Consider the following 17316-nt stretch of genomic DNA (forward strand, 5'->3'; position numbering starts at 1 on the left):
AACTACTATTTAATCAATCAACCACCAAATCCTCGAATCAGAACTTGTAGCGCAAAGAAACTTCGAGAGCTTGCTGGGAATGCGTTGTAGTATTTGTCGTGGCCCCAGGAATTTGGCTTATTGCAACAGTCTTCGCGACTTCCGGAGTAATCACGGCTGCGCCCTCAACAGCAAGCGACTTGGAGAGATCATAACCGCCACCAAAGGTATAAGAATTTGTCACGATGGCAGGAAAAAACAAGTTGTTGAAGATATTGATGGCGGCATTGCGATAAGTGTCATTCGCGGTTGCAGCAATCGGATCGTTACCGTGGTTGTAGCCAAGACCGAGCCAATAGCCGCTGGCGGTATATTTGGCGCCGATGGCAATGACATTCTGATCTTTCCAGTTAAAGTCCTTGTAACCCGCCGCGCTGCCCCATTGGATCACTTTGTAATCAGCAGTCAATGTGATGTTTTCGAGCGCAGCATAAGCAATGCCTAATTTAATTTGCGCAGGCTGATCCAGGTTATCGCCAAAAGCAGATGCTCCTGTCAGACCAAAACTTGCACCACCATCAGAAATTTGAGTCCCGTACTTTGCGGCAATTTTGGACTGATATGCGGCCGCCAATGTCACTGCAGTTGTTGCGTTGTAATACCCGCCTATAGCATAGCCGAAGCCTGTGCTTGAATCCTTGCTCTGGGCCTGGTTATTCCATTGGCCATTGAAATAACTAAGCATTAACGAGCCGGACTGGAATATGGGGGCAAAGCCAATGCCGTAATCATTCGTGTTGTAAGCAACGTCCGCCTCCACTCGGAGAATGCTCAGAGAAGATTTCGCCCTAATTAAACCCAACGTTGGGCTAGCGCCGGTATAGTCAACGCCCATACCGGCAATGCCGGCCATAGCCACACCATAGGTCAAGCTGTCGCTTATTCTGCTGGCATAGGACAAATCGGGAATGTAGCTCGTATCCGCTGAGCTGCTACCAGAGCCATTATTCGCCATACCAGTATTTGCAACCTCCGGCAAAAACAGATTAACGCCGCCCGTCACTTCAGAGCCCTTGGCCTTGCCCAGCATCGCGGGATTTGCCCACAAGCTTTCAGCGCCGATGAAGTTCGCAACACCTGTACCGCCCAATGCAGTACTTTGCGAACCCACTGCCATCATTTCATCGCCATTTGTTGCATGTGCCAAAGACGAAACTATCACGCCCAAAGAAAACAACGACGCTACAACTTTCTTGATGCTCATGCTTTCCACTCCCCGATATTGAGATACATCTCAATGCATTATTTATAAAAAAATTGGCTTAGTTTCAGTCCAACAACAAACTCCGAGATGCTTTTGATTTCAGTGTCAGTGGAGTCCATGCCCTTTGGTGGCATTTTGCTCATCTACCAGCCAAATTCGCCGCCCTTGGTTATGTTCGCTGCTATCTTGCTAGCTGCATTTGCATCGTCTTCATTCTTCTTCGCAACATCATTCCATGCAGGGCCACGTTTTCAATACATGAATCGATAAAGCCGAAACAATGTGAAAAGAAAGATCTGGCATTAGGCGCAATCATTCACCGGGCGTCTATAACCATAGTAGGTTAGTGACATATAGCCCTGATTTGTAACTGATCGATATTCCGAGTGACGCTTTGGAGAGTAATAGCATCAGCGTAGACCTAACAGCTTGTCATAGAACTCCAAACAAGACCGCGCAAAGTCGTCGAGAAAGAAAGCTATTGAATTCTGGTAACCGCAAGGTGTAATGCGCCTAATGCTTGTGCCGTCCGGCGGATTAGGCCGCGCCAACCCACCCACATCTTCGCACCCTCCACTCGTTCATTTTTTGTCGCATTCATCCAGGGATTTGTCGCTACCTGCGTTAGAATCCGCCCCCGTTTTTCGATAACACGCCTATCAAGTCATGTGGTTCAAAAATCTGCTGGTTTATCGCCTCAACAAGTGGGATGTCACTCCCGCCATCCTCGAAGAACAATTGTCCCGCAACGCCATTCAGGCATGCTCCGCGATGGAGATGCAAAGGCTGGGTTGGGTTTCCCCCAAGGAAGAGGGGCTCCCATTTGTGCATACACTCGGGTCGCAGATGCTGATCTGCCTTGGGGTCGAGAAGAAACTCCTGCCCACGACGGTGATCAACAAATTCGCAAAATCCCGCGCAGCCGACATCGAAGAACAGCAGGGATACAAACCGGGGCGCAAGCAGATGAAACAGATCAAGGAGGCAGTCACGGACGAGCTGCTGCCGCGAGCCTTCGTCCTGCGCCGCCATACCTTTGCCTGGATCAATCCCACAGCCGGGATCATGGTGGTGGATGCCGCGAATCTGGCGAAGGCCGATGAGCTGATCGAAATGCTGATCAAGACTGTGGATGGGATAGCGCTCGTGCCGCTCAAGACCAATATCTCGCCTACCTCTACCATGACATCCTGGCTGGCAGGAGATGATTTGGCTTCAGTATTCACCGTGGACCGCGATTGCGAACTCAGGGCAGCAGGAGAAGAGCGATCAACCGTCCGTTACGTGCGCCATACCCTTGAAGCCGAAGAGATCGCCAAGCACATCACTGCGGGCAAGGAAGTCACCCGGCTGGCGATGACCTGGGGCGACAAAGTCTCCTTCGTGTTGCACGAAAACCTGCAACTCAAACGAATTGCGGCACTGGACATCCTCAAGGATCAGGCAGACGGCAGCGATCAGGAGGACATTTTCGACACCGACTTCGCCCTCATGACCGGAGAATTGCAGAGATTGCTTGCCGATGTGGTTGAGGTGCTGGGGGGAGAAAGCGCTGCAACTGCATAGTCATCGGTTGAGTGGTGGTCTCCGCAGGATGGATGTCGACGCCCCCAACGGCTACACCATTACCCTTTAGCTCGGCCCCCTACACTTCGTTCAATGCGCCATCTGCAAATACCAGTGCACAACGCACTGCCTTGCCCGCATACACCGTTTGCATCGCCGCGAGGTATTCCTGCATCTGCACACGGTAACGTGCGGCATCCTCGCTATCGCCCAGCTTGTAATCCAGCACCCACACTTCATCGTCGAACTCCACCAGACGGTCGATGCGTTTCAGTTCGCCCTTGGCGTTGATATAGGGCATCTCGTTGCTGGCGGAGCAGTATTGCTTCGCATCGAAGAAGCGGGCGAGCTGTGGCAAGGCAAGCAGTTGCTGGGCTTGTTGGTAGAGAGTTTCAATTTCTGTGGAGGGAATGGCGAGGCGCTGTTGGAGTTCAGCTTTGTTCGCCGCTTGTTCCCCCACCCCAGCCCTCCCCCGGTGGGAGAGGGAGGGAGTTGTGAGGTGTTGCAACAATCCGTGCAGCCAGATGCCGCGCTGTTGCTGTGCGGTGTTGCGGGGGATGCGTTTGCCGGTGGGGAGAATTGAAGGCAATACAACTTCCGTTCGCCCCGAGCCCGCGACAGGGACACCGCGTAGCGGCGGGGCACCCACCGGCGTACCTGCTCTCGAAGGGTAATCAGTCGCTCCCGGCTGGCTTTGTGTTGGCTCCGACAGGTTCAGCCCGAACGGATTCTGCTGATTCCCCGCCACTGCCGCGATGCGGTCGTACCACGATGGCGCTTGCTTCCTTTCTTCCTTGTCTTCGCCCTTGCTGTTGCCGCTCACAATCAGCACCTGTTGCGCCCTGGTCATGGCGACGTAGAGCAGGTTCATTTCTTCGCGGGCCTGCTGGGCAGCGTCTTGCTCGAACAGCGGCGCGCGTTTCTTGCCGCGCGACGCCTGGTCGGCATAGAGGGAAAAATGCAAAGGGCGTTCTTCATGTGTGGGCCAATCCAGCAACACATCGTTGCCATCTTTATTCTTCTTTTCCGAATTCGCATCCAGCAGCCAGACAATGGGTGCTTCCAGCCCTTTCGATTCGTGCACGGTGTAGATGCGCACCGCATCGCCCGCCGTGCCGAGCTTGCCTTCGTCAGGCGCATCGTCGCTGCTGTCGCGCAATTCACGCAGGTCCTGCAGGAATCTGGGCAGACTTGGGTAGCGTCCGGCATCGATATCGAGCGCCATTTTCATGAATGCATGCAGATTGGCGGTGACCTTGGCGCGCATCTCGACAGGCAGCACGGCAGAGTAACGGGCCAGCACATCACCTTCGAAATAGATACGGTCGAGCAAGTCGTGTACAGGGAGTTTGTCGGCGAGGGCGAGCCAGCGCTGCAATAACTCAAAGGCACGTTGCAGGGTGGGCGATGGTTCGGCCAAGTGCTGCAGGCGTTGCCACCAAGATGAGGATGCGGGATACGGGATACGGGATTCAGGGGACCCCTCTGCCCTCCCTGTATCCTGTATCCCGTATCCCGATAACTGCAACAGGTCCGCATCGCTGCACGCAAAGATAGGCGTGCGCAGCACCTGTGCCAGCGCCAGATCGGCGAAGGGGGTGATGAGGAACATCAGCAACGCCTGCACATCTTCCGCTTCCAGCGTGTCGAGCAGGCCGCCGCGGCGGGAACTGATGAATGTGATATGTTTTGCGCGCAGGGCTTCTTCATATACTTGCAGGTGGGTACGGCTACGCACCAGCACCATGATGTCGCCATAGGTGGCGCGGCGCGTATCGCCTTCGTCGTTGACAGACCAATCGTTGGCGATGGTTTTCAACGTGTCTGCGAATTGCACGGCTTCTTTCTGGCGTCCGCCTTCTTCGGCTTCGCCTCGCGGAGTCGTCAGCGGATCGCGCAAAACCAGCGGCGCATCGTCTGCGGTTTCTTCCCTGCCCTGCTGCTCGGCAACTGCCAGCGGCAATGCCATCACGTAACCGGGCAAGCCGGTGTGCTCGGCCGTGTGCGGTTCGAAATCCACAAAACCCTCGGGGTGGTCGGCGAATACGGCGTTCACCGCAGCCAGCACGGCGGGTGCGTTGCGGCGGGTATGGTTGTTGTGCAGCTCGTGCGCGGCGAAATGTTCTTTCAGGTATTCGCGTGCCACACCGAACAGGCGCGCATCGGCACGGCGGAAGCGGTAGATGGATTGTTTCGGGTCGCCGACGACGAACACGGTGGGTTGCGAATCCACCGCCACAGAGGCATCGAACCATGCGCGCAGGATCTGCCATTGCAGCGGATTGGTATCCTGAAACTCATCCAGCAGCACATGACGGTAGCGGCTGTCGAGTTTGTACTGCATGGTCTCGGCGTGTTCGCTCTGTTGCAGCAATCGGCACAGCTGCCATTCCAGATCGGAGAAATCCATCTGCTGCTTTTGCGCCTTGAGCGCCTGATAGCGTTCGAGGAAAGCAACACCGCAATGCAGTACGGCCTCGTTCAGGCGATAGGCCTGTTGCTCGGCGAGCGTATCGCGCACGTCTTGCAGACTGGCTTGCAGGGTATTCAGTGTTTCCAGGAAAGCGATCTCATCCTGTTTCTTATTGGGCGCAATCGGCCTTCCTGTTCTGGGTTCATTCTTGTGAGTAAACAGCAGTGGCCACATCGCTCCGAATCGCTTGCCTTCTTCGATATCGGTCCAAGCGCACTCGATTTCGCTCGCCTTGGCCTTCTGGATATCGGTGCCGTTGTTTGCAAGTTGTCGAACAAACGCGAACAGTACCTCTTCGCTGTTGCCGCACATACCCCAGTCTGCGACTGGGTCGAATTCCATATCCACGGCAAGATCAGTGTGCAGGTTATCCAGCGCAAACGTCAGCGCATCTTCCTGTCCCTGTGTATAAGCCCACCACTCGGCACGCTTGCCGAGGAAGTTGAACAGAAGCGTGCGGGTATTGGACAATCCACAATTCTCAAACAGCCACTGCATGTGCTGCGCATTTGTCCCATCCGGCTGCTTGCGCATATTCTCCAGCAATTCTTCCCAGGCTTCTTCCTGCTCCGCCCCCGCGCGCTCCAGCAGGCTCATGCCCTGCATCACATCGGAGTTCAGCGGTGCGCGCTGCATGACTTGCATAAACCAGCCATGGAAGGTGCTGATGGTGATACCGGGCTGGGCCAGCAGCACTTCTTTGAACAGACTGCGGGCGCGTTGCAGTTGCTCATCGCTTAATTCCGGGATGCCGCGTTCGGCGAAGAATTTGCGCACTGAATCCTCGTCACCCATCGCCAGGTCGCGCAGCCACAGCTGCAAACGTGCCTGCATCTCCTGTGCCGCTTTGCGCGTAAAGGTGATGGCGAGAATCTGTGAAGGCTGCGCGCCGTCCAGCAGCAAGCGCACGATGCGCGACACCAGCAGCCAGGTCTTGCCGCTGCCGGCGCAGGCTTCGACGACGACGCTGCGTTTGGGGTCGAGCGCAATGTGGTTAGTCATCTGCCCTCTCCCTCAAGCGTGAGAGGGGAGCTGAATCCCGCATCCTGAATCCCGTATCCTGAAATCCATTCCCCTTTTCTGCACACGCCTCTGATCTCACAGTGCATGCAGGCTTGGTCGATGCCGTTCGCAGGCAACCCGGCGCCACCGTGTACACGCGCCATCACATTCACCAGGCGCTCGGCATTGAGCTGCGCCAGCAACGGCACGTCATCCTTGGGTTCCACCAGTCTCACTTTCCCGTTCTCGATACTGACGAACGCTGCATCCGCCGCCTCATGGGCGTAGGCATAACACGCGAGCTGCACGTCTTCGCCCGGCTCCTTCAGTTTGTTGCGCAACAGCTGTTCGCTTTGCGTCTTGTAATCCAGTACGAGCTTTTCATCCGCCCTGACATCCAGCCTGTCTATCCGTCCGCGCAGACGCACGCCTTCCAGCTGCCAATCGAATTTGCTCTCCGCCTCGGCATAGCGCCAGCCTTTGGCTTCGTTCTCTGCCTGCCAGTCCAGGTACCCGGGCAACGACTTGTACCAGCGCGCCAGCCAGGCGCGTGCGGCAAAATCCTGTGCCAGCAGATCGGCAAATACTTCCTGGCTGATCATTCGCAGTGCTGTATCCATTTCTGCCGTGTCGTGTCCACTCACTTGCGGATAGCGTTCGTGGAAGCGCTGCAATATCTCGTGCACGCGCTCGCCGTAGTCGCGCTTCTCGATGGCTTCCGGCACCTCGTCCAGTTCGTTCAGGCGCAGGATGTGGCGTGCATAGAATTGATAGGGACAGGCAACTAGCGAGTTATAGCCGCTGATGGACACACCCGCGGGAACGGCTTCCGTTGCCACGCTTGGCGCGGGCTGCCCGGATCGGGGCAATGTCGCGTGGTGTATCTCTTCCGCCGCTAGGTAGGCATGCAACTCGCGCTCGGAAAGATCGTTGCCGTGCGCCCGCTCGTGTTCATCGCGCAACATCTGAAAAAACGGGCTCAGCAGCCGCGCTTCCCCATTTTGATCCCGCTGCCAGGTGACCAGTACGCTGTCGTTCAGCGCCAGCAGGGCCCGCAGGTCGTCGTGCTGGCGCACGGCATGGGTGCCGCGCGTGTGCAAATTCAAACTGCTGCGCACCGCATCGTTGAACCAGCGCCCGCCGTCCGAAGCACCCGGCAAATGATCGGCATCGCAACCGAGCAGCAGCACCGCATCGAAGGCGCGCCAGCGCGCCGCCGCAAGGTGGGTGAAGCGCACCGGGCTGTCGATGCTGCTGTCGCGGAAAGTCTCGGTATCCAGTTGCTGTGCCAGCCAGCGCCGCCATTCGGCGAAGCGGTAACGCCCTTCGTCTGCCGCCAGCTCCTGCTGCCAGTTCTCCAGCGCACCGAGCAACTGCAAACCGGCATCGTCCTGCTGCAGACCGCTGCTGATACCCAGCACTTCCAGGCTCTCGCGCAACGCCTCGATCCATTCCGCCAGGGGTTTCTTCCTTCCCTGTTCCAGCAGCGCGGCCGCCTGGCGCAAGCGCGCCATCGGTTGATGCAACGCCGCCTCGTGCTCGACCAGTGTGCTGAATTTTTCCAGTCCGGCAACGACGCCCTGTTTGCGCAGCAGTTGTTCGAGTTGATATACCGCCGACTTGCGTTCGCCGGCCGCCATGTCGGCAAAGATATAGGGAGACTTGAGCAGGTCGAGCAGATCGTGATGGTAGAAATCGGTTTGTAACGCCGTCAGCCAGCGATCCAGTGCCGTGCTCACCGACAGCGTCGCGAAGGTCCAGCCCGTTTCGTCCGCCACGAGGACCTCGGCCCGTTCCAGCAAGGCGCGCATGCGCCGAGCCACCACGCGGTCCTGGGCCACGATGGCAATATCGCGCTTGCCCGCCTGCAACCACAGGCGCACTTGCATGGCGGCGGCTCTAGCTTCTTGTTCCAGACTGGTGGCCGCGAAGAACAGCGGCGCACCGCTCTGAATCTCCATCTCGCGCAGATCAAACACCTTCACTACTGCACGCTGTTCATATTCGTCCAGGAAGCGCTGCTCCAGCGCTTCCCATTGCGATGCGCGCAGCACATACAGCGGCCTGTCGGCCTGTTGTGCCAGTTTCGCCAGTTGCTGCTGGTAGGCGCGCGCCCTGTCCAGATCGGCGCCACTTTGCATCGCATGCCACAGTTCGAATACCAGCCGGGCTTCCAGCTGCAACGTCGCATTCTGCCTTGCCTGATAGGCCTGCTGCACAACGGCGGCGAACGATTCGGCATCGCCCGGCAGCTCATGCAGGGAATGCGTCAGTTCGTCGAACAACTTGAGCAGCTCCTGCGTCATGCTCCACAGGTCGGCACGCTCGAACCATTTCGATTTGCGCAGCTGCTGGTAGAGCAAGGCGCTGCGCTGGCTGTCTGCCGCGACAGGCATGTCGAGCGGAACGCTTTGCGCCCATTCGTTGAGCGTGACCATTTCCGGCAGCAACAAGGCCGGCCGCTGCGCAATCCGCATCAGCGCCTGTGACAGCGGCTGCGCAGCATGATAGTTGGGCAGCAGAATGGTGATGCCGCGCAGGTCGGGTGCCGGATGCGCAGCCAGGATGCGCCGGGCAACGAGGTCGAAATATCTTTCAGCGCTGCTCAAGGTAGCCTCGAAAGATCGTCAGGAATGGGGGGGCTTTGCGGATACCGCGCATCCACCTGCCTCTGCCCCTTGCAGGGGAAACAGATCGCGCGGCAGATCATCATGCGCTTTGCTCACCGCTTCAGCAGTTGGAGTTTGTCTTTCACATTGAGCCATTCGTCCGCATCGGCCGGTGCGTCTTTTTTCTCGACGATGACTTTCCATTGTTTTGCCAATTCAGCGTTGAGGGCGATGAACTGGAGTTGATCCTTCGGCACATCATCTTCGGCATAGATCGCATTCGCCGGGCATTCTGCCACGCACAGCGTACAGTCGATGCACTCATCAGGGTCAATCACCAAAAAGTTGGGGCCTTCGTGAAAGCAATCCACCGGGCACACATCCACACAGTCGGTGTACTTGCATTTGATGCAGTTCTCGGTAACAACGTAAGCCATCGGTTTCTCCCTTAGTGCGCCAGACCTTGCAGCCAATGCCGGTACAGCCGCTCCGCCACATCATGCAGGCCGGGCAATTTGTCGTGCATCTGCGCTTGCATTATTTCTGCCGATTGTACTGCCGGACTGTGCAGATTGGCAGCGATCTCATCTGCCCCGTTCTCGCACCAGTCGTGGATCATCTGTTCAGTCATCTCGACATGACATTGCATGCCGAGGTGCTTGCCGATGGCGTACGCCTGATTCGCGCAATACGGGCTGGACAGCAGAGGCACCGCCCCCGGCGGCAGCGAAAAGGTCTCGCCGTGCCAGTGGAATGAATCGAAACGTTTGATGTCGCCGAACCATTCATGTGCAGCAACGTTATCGGCCACGGTCACCTCGCCCCAGCCGAGCTCTTTCACCGGATTCTTCGTCACCGCACCGCCCAGCGCCTTGGACATGAGCTGCCCACCCAGGCAGTGACCAAGCAGCGGAATGTCGCGAGCCACGGCATCGCGGATCAACGCCGCCACCTTCGGCATCCAGGGCAGGTCGTCGTTGACACTCATCGGCCCACCCATGAATACCAGGCCGGAGAACACCGCGGCATCTGCGGGCACCGCTTCGCCCTGGTCGATGTGAATCATTTGCCAAGGGATGGCGTGCCGGTTGAGGAACAGCGCGAAATAGCCTGCACCTTCGGTAGGGGAATGGCGGAAGATGGCGATGGGTTTCATGGTGCGATCGGATCAATATCTCGTAATAAGGCACATCGGACATGCATTTTAGTTGGCTTTCATCACAGCTGCCATGCAGCAGCTGAAAAAAACGGGCGCCTTTGCGCGCCCGTTACTTGTGCAGTGCAAATGGGCCTTCAGGCGCCCATCTCCAGCATCAGCTGGTTCACGCGCTTGACGAAGCCGGCAGGATCGTCGAGCTGGCCGCCTTCAGCGAGCAGTGCCTGGTCGAACAGCACAGCAGCCCAATCGTCGAAACGCTTCTCTTCTCCCTTCAGGCGCAATACCACCGGATGGGCAGGGTTGATCTCAAGGATGGGCTGCGAGATCGGCGCTTTCTGGCCGGATGCCTTCAGCAAACGCGCCAGGTTGCCGCTCATGTCGTGCTCGTCCGCCACCAGACAGGCGGGGCTGTCGGTCAGACGGTGAGTGACGCGCACTTCCTTCACTTTATCCGCGAGGCTGGTCTTGATCTTGTCGGTCAGCCCCTTGAACTCGTCGGCCTGTTTTTCCTGCTCCTGCTTCTCGGCTGCGTCTTCCAGCGCGCCCAGGTCGAGGCCTCCCTTGGCGACGGATACCAGTTGCTTGCCTTCGAATTCGGGCAGGTTGCTCACCACCCATTCGTCCACGCGGGCGGACAGCAGCAGCACTTCGATACCCTTCTTGCGGAACACTTCGAGGTGCGGGCTGTTCTTGGCGGCATTGAAGCTGTCGGCGGTGACGTAATAGATCTTTTCCTGACCGTCCTTCATGCGACTGACGTAGTCCTTCAGCGACACCGTCTCATCCGTGGTATCGGCCTGGGTCGAGGCAAAACGCAACAGTCCGGCAATCTTGTCCTTGTTGGCGAAGTCTTCGCCGACGCCTTCTTTCAGCACATGGCCGAACTCGCCCCAGAACTTGATGTACTTCTCCTTGTCGTTCTCGGCCAGATCGGCCAGCAGACCCAAAACCTTTCCTGTACACCCCTTCCGAATAGCCTCGATGTCCTTCGATTCCTGCAGGATCTCGCGCGAGACGTTGAGAGGCAGATCGGCAGAATCCACCACGCCGCGCACGAAGCGCATGTATTGCGGCATCAGTTGTTCGGCGTCGTCCATGATGAACACGCGGCGCACATAGAGCTTGATGCCGTGGCGCGCCTGACGGTCGTACATGTCGAACGGCGCGCGGCCCGGGATGTACAGCAGTTGCGTGTATTCCTGCTTGCCTTCGACGCGCGCGTGCGTCCACGCCAGCGGATCGTCGAAGTCGTGCCCGACGTGCTTGTAGAATTCCTTGTACTGCTCTTCGGTGATCTCGTTCTTGGAGCGCGCCCACAGCGCGGAAGCCTGGTTGACGGTTTCGTCTTCGGCCAGGGTTTCGTACTTGCCGTCCTTCCACTCTTCCTTTTGCATCAGGATCGGCTGGACGATGTGGTTGGAATATTTTCGGATGATCTCGCGCAGCTTGTAACCGGCGAGCAGGTCGTCCTGCCCTTCGCGCAGGTGCAGCGTGATCTCGGTACCGCGCGCGGCCCTGTCTACCATCTCGATGGAGAACTCGCCGCCACCATCGGATTCCCAGCGCACCCCCTGATCGGCCTTTTCGCCCGCACGGCGCGTCAGCACCGATACCTTGTCGGCCACGATGAAAGCAGAGTAGAAGCCCACGCCGAACTGGCCGATCAGGTGTGCATCTTTCTGCTGGTCGCCGGACAGTTTGGTGAAGAATTCGCGCGTGCCGGATTTGGCGATGGTGCCGAGGTTGGCGATCACTTCGTCTCGGTTCATGCCGATGCCGCTGTCGGTGATCGTCAGGGTGCGCGCGGCCTTGTCGAAGCTGACGCGGATATTGAGGTCGGACGCGTTCTCGTACAGCGCATCGTTATGCAATGCCTCGAAACGCAGCTTGTCGCAGGCGTCGGAAGCATTCGAAATCAGTTCACGCAGGAATATCTCGCGGTTGGAATACAGCGAGTGGATCATCAACTGCAGCAGCTGTTTGACTTCGGTCTGGAATCCCAGCGTTTCGCGGCTGGCGGTGGTGGCTTCGGTCATGGATACCTCCTTGAAAAAAATGGTTTTAGCTAGCTGGGGGCGCAGCTCGTTTTTTCAAGAGGGGATTCAGGATACCGGATACGGGATACAGGAAAAGCGGAGCCGCTGGTTCCCCTGTATCCCGTATCCTGAATCCTCAACCCTGGGTTTTGTCCCGCTCGATCAGGGCGTAGGCAGAATGATTGTGTATGGATTCAAAGTTCTCCGACTCGACGACATACGCCTCGATACGTTCATCCGCATTCAGCACTGCCGCCACATCGCGCACCATGTCCTCGACGAACTTGGGGTTGTCGTACGCGCGTTCGGTGACGAACTTCTCGTCGGGGCGTTTCAGCAAGCCGTACAGTTCGCTCGACGCCTGCTCTTCGGCAAAGCGCACCACTTCTTCGATCCATACCGATTTCCTGGTGCGCACGGTGATGGTGACGTGCGAGCGCTGGTTGTGCGCACCGCGCTCGGAGATCTCCTTGGAACAGGGGCACAAACTGGTCACCGGGATCTGTACCTTCATGTTGAAGCGATACTTGCCCTCAACGATCTCGCCGATGAAAGTGACGTCGTAGTCGAGCAGGCTTTGCACTTCGGAGACCGGTGCGGTCTTGTTGATGAAGTAGGGGAATGCCATTTCGATGTAACCGGATTTCGCCTCCAGCTTGTCCGTCATCTCGCGCAGGATACCTTCGAACGATTCCACCGTGATCTCGCGTCCGTGCTGGTTCAATATCTGCACAAAGCGCGACATGTGCGTGCCTTTGAAGTTGTGCGGCAGGTGCACATACATATTGAATGTGGCAATGGTGTGCTGCACGCCCCCGCTCTTGTCTTTGACAAGGACGGGGTGACGGATGCTCTTGATGCCAACCTTGTTGATCGCCAAATGGCGCGTATCGGCGCTGTTTTGTACGTCTGCTATCGTTTCTATCGAATTCATGGTTATCTCTCAGAATGGTCTTGGGACAATTATACCCATTACCCGACTATTATGGTCGGACAATATCAACTGGCCAACTTTTTGCCGATAGAGCCTGCAATGCCATTCGCATCCAGTCCGCAATCAGACAGCATTTGAGCAGGATCACCCTGTTCAAGGAATTCGTCCGGCAGGCCCAGATGCAACACTGGGACGTTGATGCCGTGCCGCGCCAGACATTCCGCCACTGCGCTGCCGGCACCGCCCTGTAGGGTGTTTTCTTCCACAGTGACCAGCAAAGTATGTGCGCCCGCGAGCTTCAACACCAGTTCCTCGTCCAGCGGCTTGACGAAACGCATGTTGGCAACGGTGGCATCGAGCTGCTCTGCCGCCTGCAAGGCGGGAGCGAGCATGGAGCCAAAGGCGAGAATGGCTACCTTTTTGCCCTGACGACGCACTTCGCCTTTGCCCACGGCGATAGGCTGCAAACTCTTCTGTACGGAGACTCCCGGCCCCGTGCCGCGCGGATAGCGCACCGCACTCGGCGCATCGAGGTGGAAAGCGGTGCTCAACATCTGCCGACATTCGTTTTCGTCGGAGGGTGCCATCACGGTCATGTTGGGAATGCAGCGCAGATAGCTCAGATCGAAACTGCCCGCATGTGTCGCGCCGTCGGCACCGACCAGTCCGCCGCGATCGATGGCAAACATCACCGGCAGGTTCTGGATGGCGATATCGTGGATAAGCTGGTCGTAAGCGCGTTGCAGAAAGGTGGAATAGATAGCCACCACCGGCTTGGAACCATCGCAAGCCAAACCGGCTGCAAAAGTAAGGGCATGCTGCTCGGCGATACCCACATCAAAATAACGCTGCGGGTATTTCTGCGCGAACTCGACCAGGCCGGAACCTTCGCACATCGCGGGCGTGATGCCGACCAGACGTGCGTCCTGTTCCGCCATGTCGCATAGCCAGTCTCCGAACACCTGCGTGTAGGTCACTTTGGTGCTGGGTTTGGCTGTGATGCCATGGCTGGGATCGAACTTGCCGACGCCGTGATACAGCACGCAATCGTCTTCGGCTTGAGGATAGCCCTTGCCCTTTTGCGTGACGATATGCAGGAACTGCGGGCCTTCCAGCTGGCGGATGTTGCTTAAGGTATCAACCAGTACATTGAGATCGTGACCGTCGATGGGGCCGATGTAGTTGAAGCCAAACTCTTCGAACAAGGTACCGGGTGTGACCATGCCCTTGACGTGTTCTTCGGCGCGCTTGGCGAATTCCAGCACCGGCGGCATACCCTTCAACATTTTTTCGCTGCTGCGCCGCATCGCCGCATAAAAGCGGCCCGACATCAGCTTTGCCAGGTAATTATTCAGGGCGCCGACCGGGCGCGAGATGGACATGTCGTTGTCATTGAGGATCACCAGCAGGTTGGCGTCCATTGCACCCGCGTTGTTCAGTGCTTCGAATGCCATCCCGCCGGACATCGCGCCATCGCCGATAATGGCGACGGAGCGGTTCTCTTTTCCGGCCAACTGGGCCGCTACCGCCATACCCAGCGCGGCGGAAATGGAAGTGCTGGAATGACCGGTCCCGAAAGCGTCATAGGGGCTCTCATTGCGCTTGGGAAAACCGGAGATGCCGTGCGCCATGCGCAGCCCGCTCATCGCGGCACGGCGCCCGGTCAGTATCTTGTGCGCATAGGTCTGGTGACCGACATCCCATACCAGCCGGTCTTCCGGCGTGTTGTAGATGTAATGCAATGCGACGGTCAATTCCACCGTGCCGAGGTTGGAAGAAAGATGTCCGCCGGTCTTGCTGACCGATTCGATCAGGAAGGCGCGCAATTCATCCGTGAGTTGCGGCAATTGCGCGCGATCGAGCTTGCGCAAATCGTCCGGGGAGTTGATGGTTTCAAGCAAGGGATACATTAGTACTTTCTCTTCACGATGAAGTCGGCCAACTCACGCAGGCGCTGAGCCGCCGCACCAAACTCAACCAGAGTATCCAGCGCATCACCATGCAGCTCTGCTGCCATTTTCTTTGCAGCCTGCACTCCCAGCAGTGTCACATAAGTCGGCTTGTCGTTGTTTGCATCCTTGCCGGCAGTCTTGCCCAGGGTCGCAGTATCCGCTTCGCTGTCGAGCACATCATCCACCACCTGGAAGGCCAGCCCTATGCATTTTCCGTAGCGATCGAGCTTGTCGAGTTGCGTCTGGTCCAGATTTCCGCAATGCGCTCCAAGCAGGATGGAGGCGCGAATCAGCGCGCCGGTCTTGTGGATATGCATCTGCTCCAGTTCGGGCAGGGTCAACTGCTTTCCCACACTGGCCAGATCGATGGCCTGCCCGCCCGCCATGCCGCGCGAACCGGAAGCGATGGCCAGCAGTTTGACCATCTGCAATTGTTTGGCTGCATCCTCGTTCAGGCGATGTTCGGACAGCAACTGGAAGGCCAGGCTTTGCAGCGCATCTCCCACCAGCAGCGCGGTGGCTTCATCGTATTCGACATGACAGGTCGGTTTGCCGCGGCGCAGCACATCGTCGTCCATGCAGGGCATGTCGTCGTGCACCAGCGAATAGGCGTGTATCAGTTCGACGGCGGCCGCGGCGATCTCGACACGCTCGACCGGCGCACCGCTCAATTCTCCCGCCGCAAAAGCCAGCAACGGACGCACGCGCTTGCCGCCTTCCAGCACGCTATAGCGCATCGCGGCATGCAGGCGTTGCGGCGCGACCTCGGCCTGCGGCAGCAAACGCTTCAAAGTATCTTCAAAACGGGATTGATGGGCGGATACCCAAAATGAGAAGTCTGACATTATCAATCTTTGTTTGCATCGCCCGATGCGCTGAAGTCCTTGAGCACACCGTCTTCCAGCACACGCACCTGCTGCTGCGCATCGTCCAGGCGGGACCGGCAGAACGACAACAGTTCAGCACCGCGCTTGTAGGCTGCCAGCGAGTCCTCCAGCGTCAGCTTGCCGGACTCCATGTCCGCCACCACTTGCTCCAACTCTGCCAGCGCCGTTTCGAAACTCTGTGTCTTGCTGGATTTTGCCGCCATCTCGATTCCCAATGTGCATCAATTTCTGCGTAAGGGCGGCATTTTACCCAAGCCCCCGACACAGAGCCAATTTTTGTTGCCCCCCCCTCTGATTTCGGGGACAATCCCTGCCCCTTAAAACCGTATTCACAGAAAGAGTGGGTATGTCCGAAATAGCCAAGCCGAAACAATTCAATCCGGTATCAGCGCAACCGCCGCTGAGCTGGTATTTCGATCCTAAAGTTCTGGAGGTCGAGCAGCGCGTGCTGCTGGATGCCGGGCCGCAATATGTCGGCCATGAATTGATGGTACCCAATCTCGGCGATTATCACGTGGTTGAATGGATGGACAGCGCAAAGATGCTGGTTCGCAACGAAGGCGGCGTGGAGCTGCTTTCCAATATCTGCCGCCATCGCCAGGCCACCATGCTGGAGGGGCGCGGCAACGCAAAGACCATCGTGTGCCCGCTGCATCGCTGGACTTACAAGAACGATGGCGAACTGATCGGGGCCCCGCACTTCCCGAACAACCCCTGCCTGCACCTGAACAAGACGCCCCTGCAAAACTGGAAAGGCCTGCTGTTCGCAGGCAAACGCGATATCGCCAAGGATCTGGCGACCATGCCCGCATTCAAGGAGATCGACTTCTCCGGTTACATGCTGGACCGGGTGGAAGTGGACGAATACAACTTCAACTGGAAGACATTCATCGAGGTTTACCAGGAGGACTACCACGTTGTGCCATTCCATCCCGGACTGGGACAACTCGTGAATTGCGACGATCTCCAATGGACGTTCGGCGAACATTTCAGCGTGCAGACCGTCGGTATCAACAAGCCTCTGCGCAAGCCGGGCAGCCCGGTCTACGAAAAATGGACTGAGCAGGTCATGCGCTACAACAACGGCGAGTTCCCGAAATACGGCGCAATCTGGTTGACCTACTATCCCAACATCACGGTCGAGTGGTATCCGAACACGCTGGTAGTCAGCACTGTCGTCCCCCGCGGCACGGATGCCTGCACCAACATCGTGGAGTTCTACTATCCGGAAGATATCGTGCTGTTCGAGCGCGACTACATCGAAGCCGAGAAGAAGGCATACCGTGAAACGGCGGTCGAGGACGACATCATCTGCCTGCGCATGCATCAGGGTCGCCGCGCCCTGTACAAGCAAGGCGTCGAAGAGGCCGGTCCTTACCAGTCACCGACCGAAGACGGGATGCTGCACTTCCACGAGTTCCTGCGCCGCAATCTGGAACCGCACTTGAAGTAACC

Annotated in this window: 12 protein-coding genes; 2 read left to right on the forward strand and 10 right to left on the reverse strand. The window is 57.6% G+C overall.

The annotated features are described in order from the left end of the window. Nucleotides 1-37: 37 nt before the first annotated feature. Complete coding sequence (locus QOY30_RS13760) at nucleotides 38-1243, reverse strand: OmpP1/FadL family transporter (protein ID WP_283745185.1); 1206 nt, start codon at nucleotides 1241-1243, stop codon at nucleotides 38-40. A gap of 666 nt (nucleotides 1244-1909) precedes the next feature. Between QOY30_RS13760 and QOY30_RS13765 the strand changes: the two genes are divergently transcribed. Next, entirely contained in the window at nucleotides 1910-2809 is a 900-nt protein-coding gene (locus QOY30_RS13765) for a recombination-associated protein RdgC (protein WP_283745186.1), read from the forward strand. Nucleotides 2810-2888: 79 nt separating this feature from the next. On the opposite strand, the gene QOY30_RS13770 is transcribed toward QOY30_RS13765, so the two are convergent. The 9 genes from QOY30_RS13770 to QOY30_RS13810 all read right to left on the reverse strand — a co-directional run bounded on the left by QOY30_RS13770 (nucleotide 2889) and on the right by QOY30_RS13810 (nucleotide 16064). Continuing rightward, nucleotides 2889-6284, reverse strand: coding sequence for a UvrD-helicase domain-containing protein (locus QOY30_RS13770; RefSeq protein WP_283745187.1), 3396 nt, complete (start codon nucleotides 6282-6284; stop codon nucleotides 2889-2891). Then, entirely contained in the window at nucleotides 6281-8893 is a 2613-nt protein-coding gene (locus QOY30_RS13775) for a PD-(D/E)XK nuclease family protein (protein ID WP_283745188.1), read from the reverse strand. The genes QOY30_RS13770 and QOY30_RS13775 overlap by 4 nt, the downstream gene beginning before the upstream one ends. A gap of 113 nt (nucleotides 8894-9006) precedes the next feature. Next, nucleotides 9007-9330, reverse strand: a complete 324-nt coding sequence (gene fdxA, locus QOY30_RS13780; RefSeq protein ID WP_283745189.1) for a ferredoxin FdxA — start codon at nucleotides 9328-9330, stop codon at nucleotides 9007-9009. An 11-nt stretch (nucleotides 9331-9341) separates the two neighbouring features. Continuing rightward, nucleotides 9342-10049, reverse strand: coding sequence for a type 1 glutamine amidotransferase (locus QOY30_RS13785; protein WP_283745190.1), 708 nt, complete (start codon nucleotides 10047-10049; stop codon nucleotides 9342-9344). Between the two features lie 137 nt (nucleotides 10050-10186). Then, the gene (gene htpG / locus QOY30_RS13790) at nucleotides 10187-12088 is read right to left on the reverse strand and encodes a molecular chaperone HtpG (protein ID WP_283745191.1); all 1902 of its coding nucleotides are present in this window, start codon (nucleotides 12086-12088) and stop codon (nucleotides 10187-10189) included. A 136-nt stretch (nucleotides 12089-12224) separates the two neighbouring features. Beyond that, nucleotides 12225-13022 (reverse strand): GTP cyclohydrolase FolE2, encoded by a 798-nt coding sequence (gene folE2 / locus QOY30_RS13795; protein ID WP_283745192.1) that lies wholly within the window; start codon nucleotides 13020-13022, stop codon nucleotides 12225-12227. 65 nt (nucleotides 13023-13087) lie between these two features. Then, nucleotides 13088-14932 (reverse strand): 1-deoxy-D-xylulose-5-phosphate synthase, encoded by a 1845-nt coding sequence (gene dxs / locus QOY30_RS13800; RefSeq protein WP_283745193.1) that lies wholly within the window; start codon nucleotides 14930-14932, stop codon nucleotides 13088-13090. After that, a complete protein-coding gene (locus tag QOY30_RS13805) occupies nucleotides 14932-15819 on the reverse strand; it encodes a polyprenyl synthetase family protein (protein ID WP_283745194.1) in 888 nt (295 codons plus the stop codon). Before QOY30_RS13805 ends, dxs begins: the two co-directional genes overlap by 1 nt. A 2-nt stretch (nucleotides 15820-15821) precedes the next feature. Continuing rightward, nucleotides 15822-16064, reverse strand: a complete 243-nt coding sequence (locus tag QOY30_RS13810; RefSeq protein ID WP_283745195.1) for an exodeoxyribonuclease VII small subunit — start codon at nucleotides 16062-16064, stop codon at nucleotides 15822-15824. A 143-nt stretch (nucleotides 16065-16207) separates the two neighbouring features. On the opposite strand from QOY30_RS13810, the gene QOY30_RS13815 reads away from it, so the two are divergent. Beyond that, nucleotides 16208-17314, forward strand: coding sequence for an aromatic ring-hydroxylating oxygenase subunit alpha (locus QOY30_RS13815; RefSeq protein ID WP_283745196.1), 1107 nt, complete (start codon nucleotides 16208-16210; stop codon nucleotides 17312-17314). The last annotated feature ends 2 nt before the right edge of the window (nucleotides 17315-17316 follow it).

Source organism: Sideroxydans sp. CL21 (genome assembly GCF_902459525.1).
Classification (GTDB): domain Bacteria; phylum Pseudomonadota; class Gammaproteobacteria; order Burkholderiales; family Gallionellaceae; genus Sideroxyarcus.

Excerpts from the sequence above, each read along its gene's own strand:
- QOY30_RS13765 (WP_283745186.1), top strand. The coding sequence starts at position 1,910 with ATGTGGTTCAAAAATCTGCTGGTTTATCGCCTCAACAAGTGGGATGTC.
- QOY30_RS13810 (WP_283745195.1), bottom strand. The coding sequence starts at position 16,064 with ATGGCGGCAAAATCCAGCAAGACACAGAGTTTCGAAACGGCGCTGGCA.
- QOY30_RS13805 (WP_283745194.1), bottom strand. The coding sequence starts at position 15,819 with ATGTCAGACTTCTCATTTTGGGTATCCGCCCATCAATCCCGTTTTGAA.
- QOY30_RS13760 (WP_283745185.1), bottom strand. The coding sequence starts at position 1,243 with ATGAGCATCAAGAAAGTTGTAGCGTCGTTGTTTTCTTTGGGCGTGATA.
- QOY30_RS13770 (WP_283745187.1), bottom strand. The coding sequence starts at position 6,284 with ATGACTAACCACATTGCGCTCGACCCCAAACGCAGCGTCGTCGTCGAA.
- QOY30_RS13815 (WP_283745196.1), top strand. The coding sequence starts at position 16,208 with ATGTCCGAAATAGCCAAGCCGAAACAATTCAATCCGGTATCAGCGCAA.
- fdxA (WP_283745189.1), bottom strand. The coding sequence starts at position 9,330 with ATGGCTTACGTTGTTACCGAGAACTGCATCAAATGCAAGTACACCGAC.
- dxs (WP_283745193.1), bottom strand. The coding sequence starts at position 14,932 with ATGTATCCCTTGCTTGAAACCATCAACTCCCCGGACGATTTGCGCAAG.
- folE2 (WP_283745192.1), bottom strand. The coding sequence starts at position 13,022 with ATGAATTCGATAGAAACGATAGCAGACGTACAAAACAGCGCCGATACG.
- QOY30_RS13785 (WP_283745190.1), bottom strand. The coding sequence starts at position 10,049 with ATGAAACCCATCGCCATCTTCCGCCATTCCCCTACCGAAGGTGCAGGC.
- htpG (WP_283745191.1), bottom strand. The coding sequence starts at position 12,088 with ATGACCGAAGCCACCACCGCCAGCCGCGAAACGCTGGGATTCCAGACC.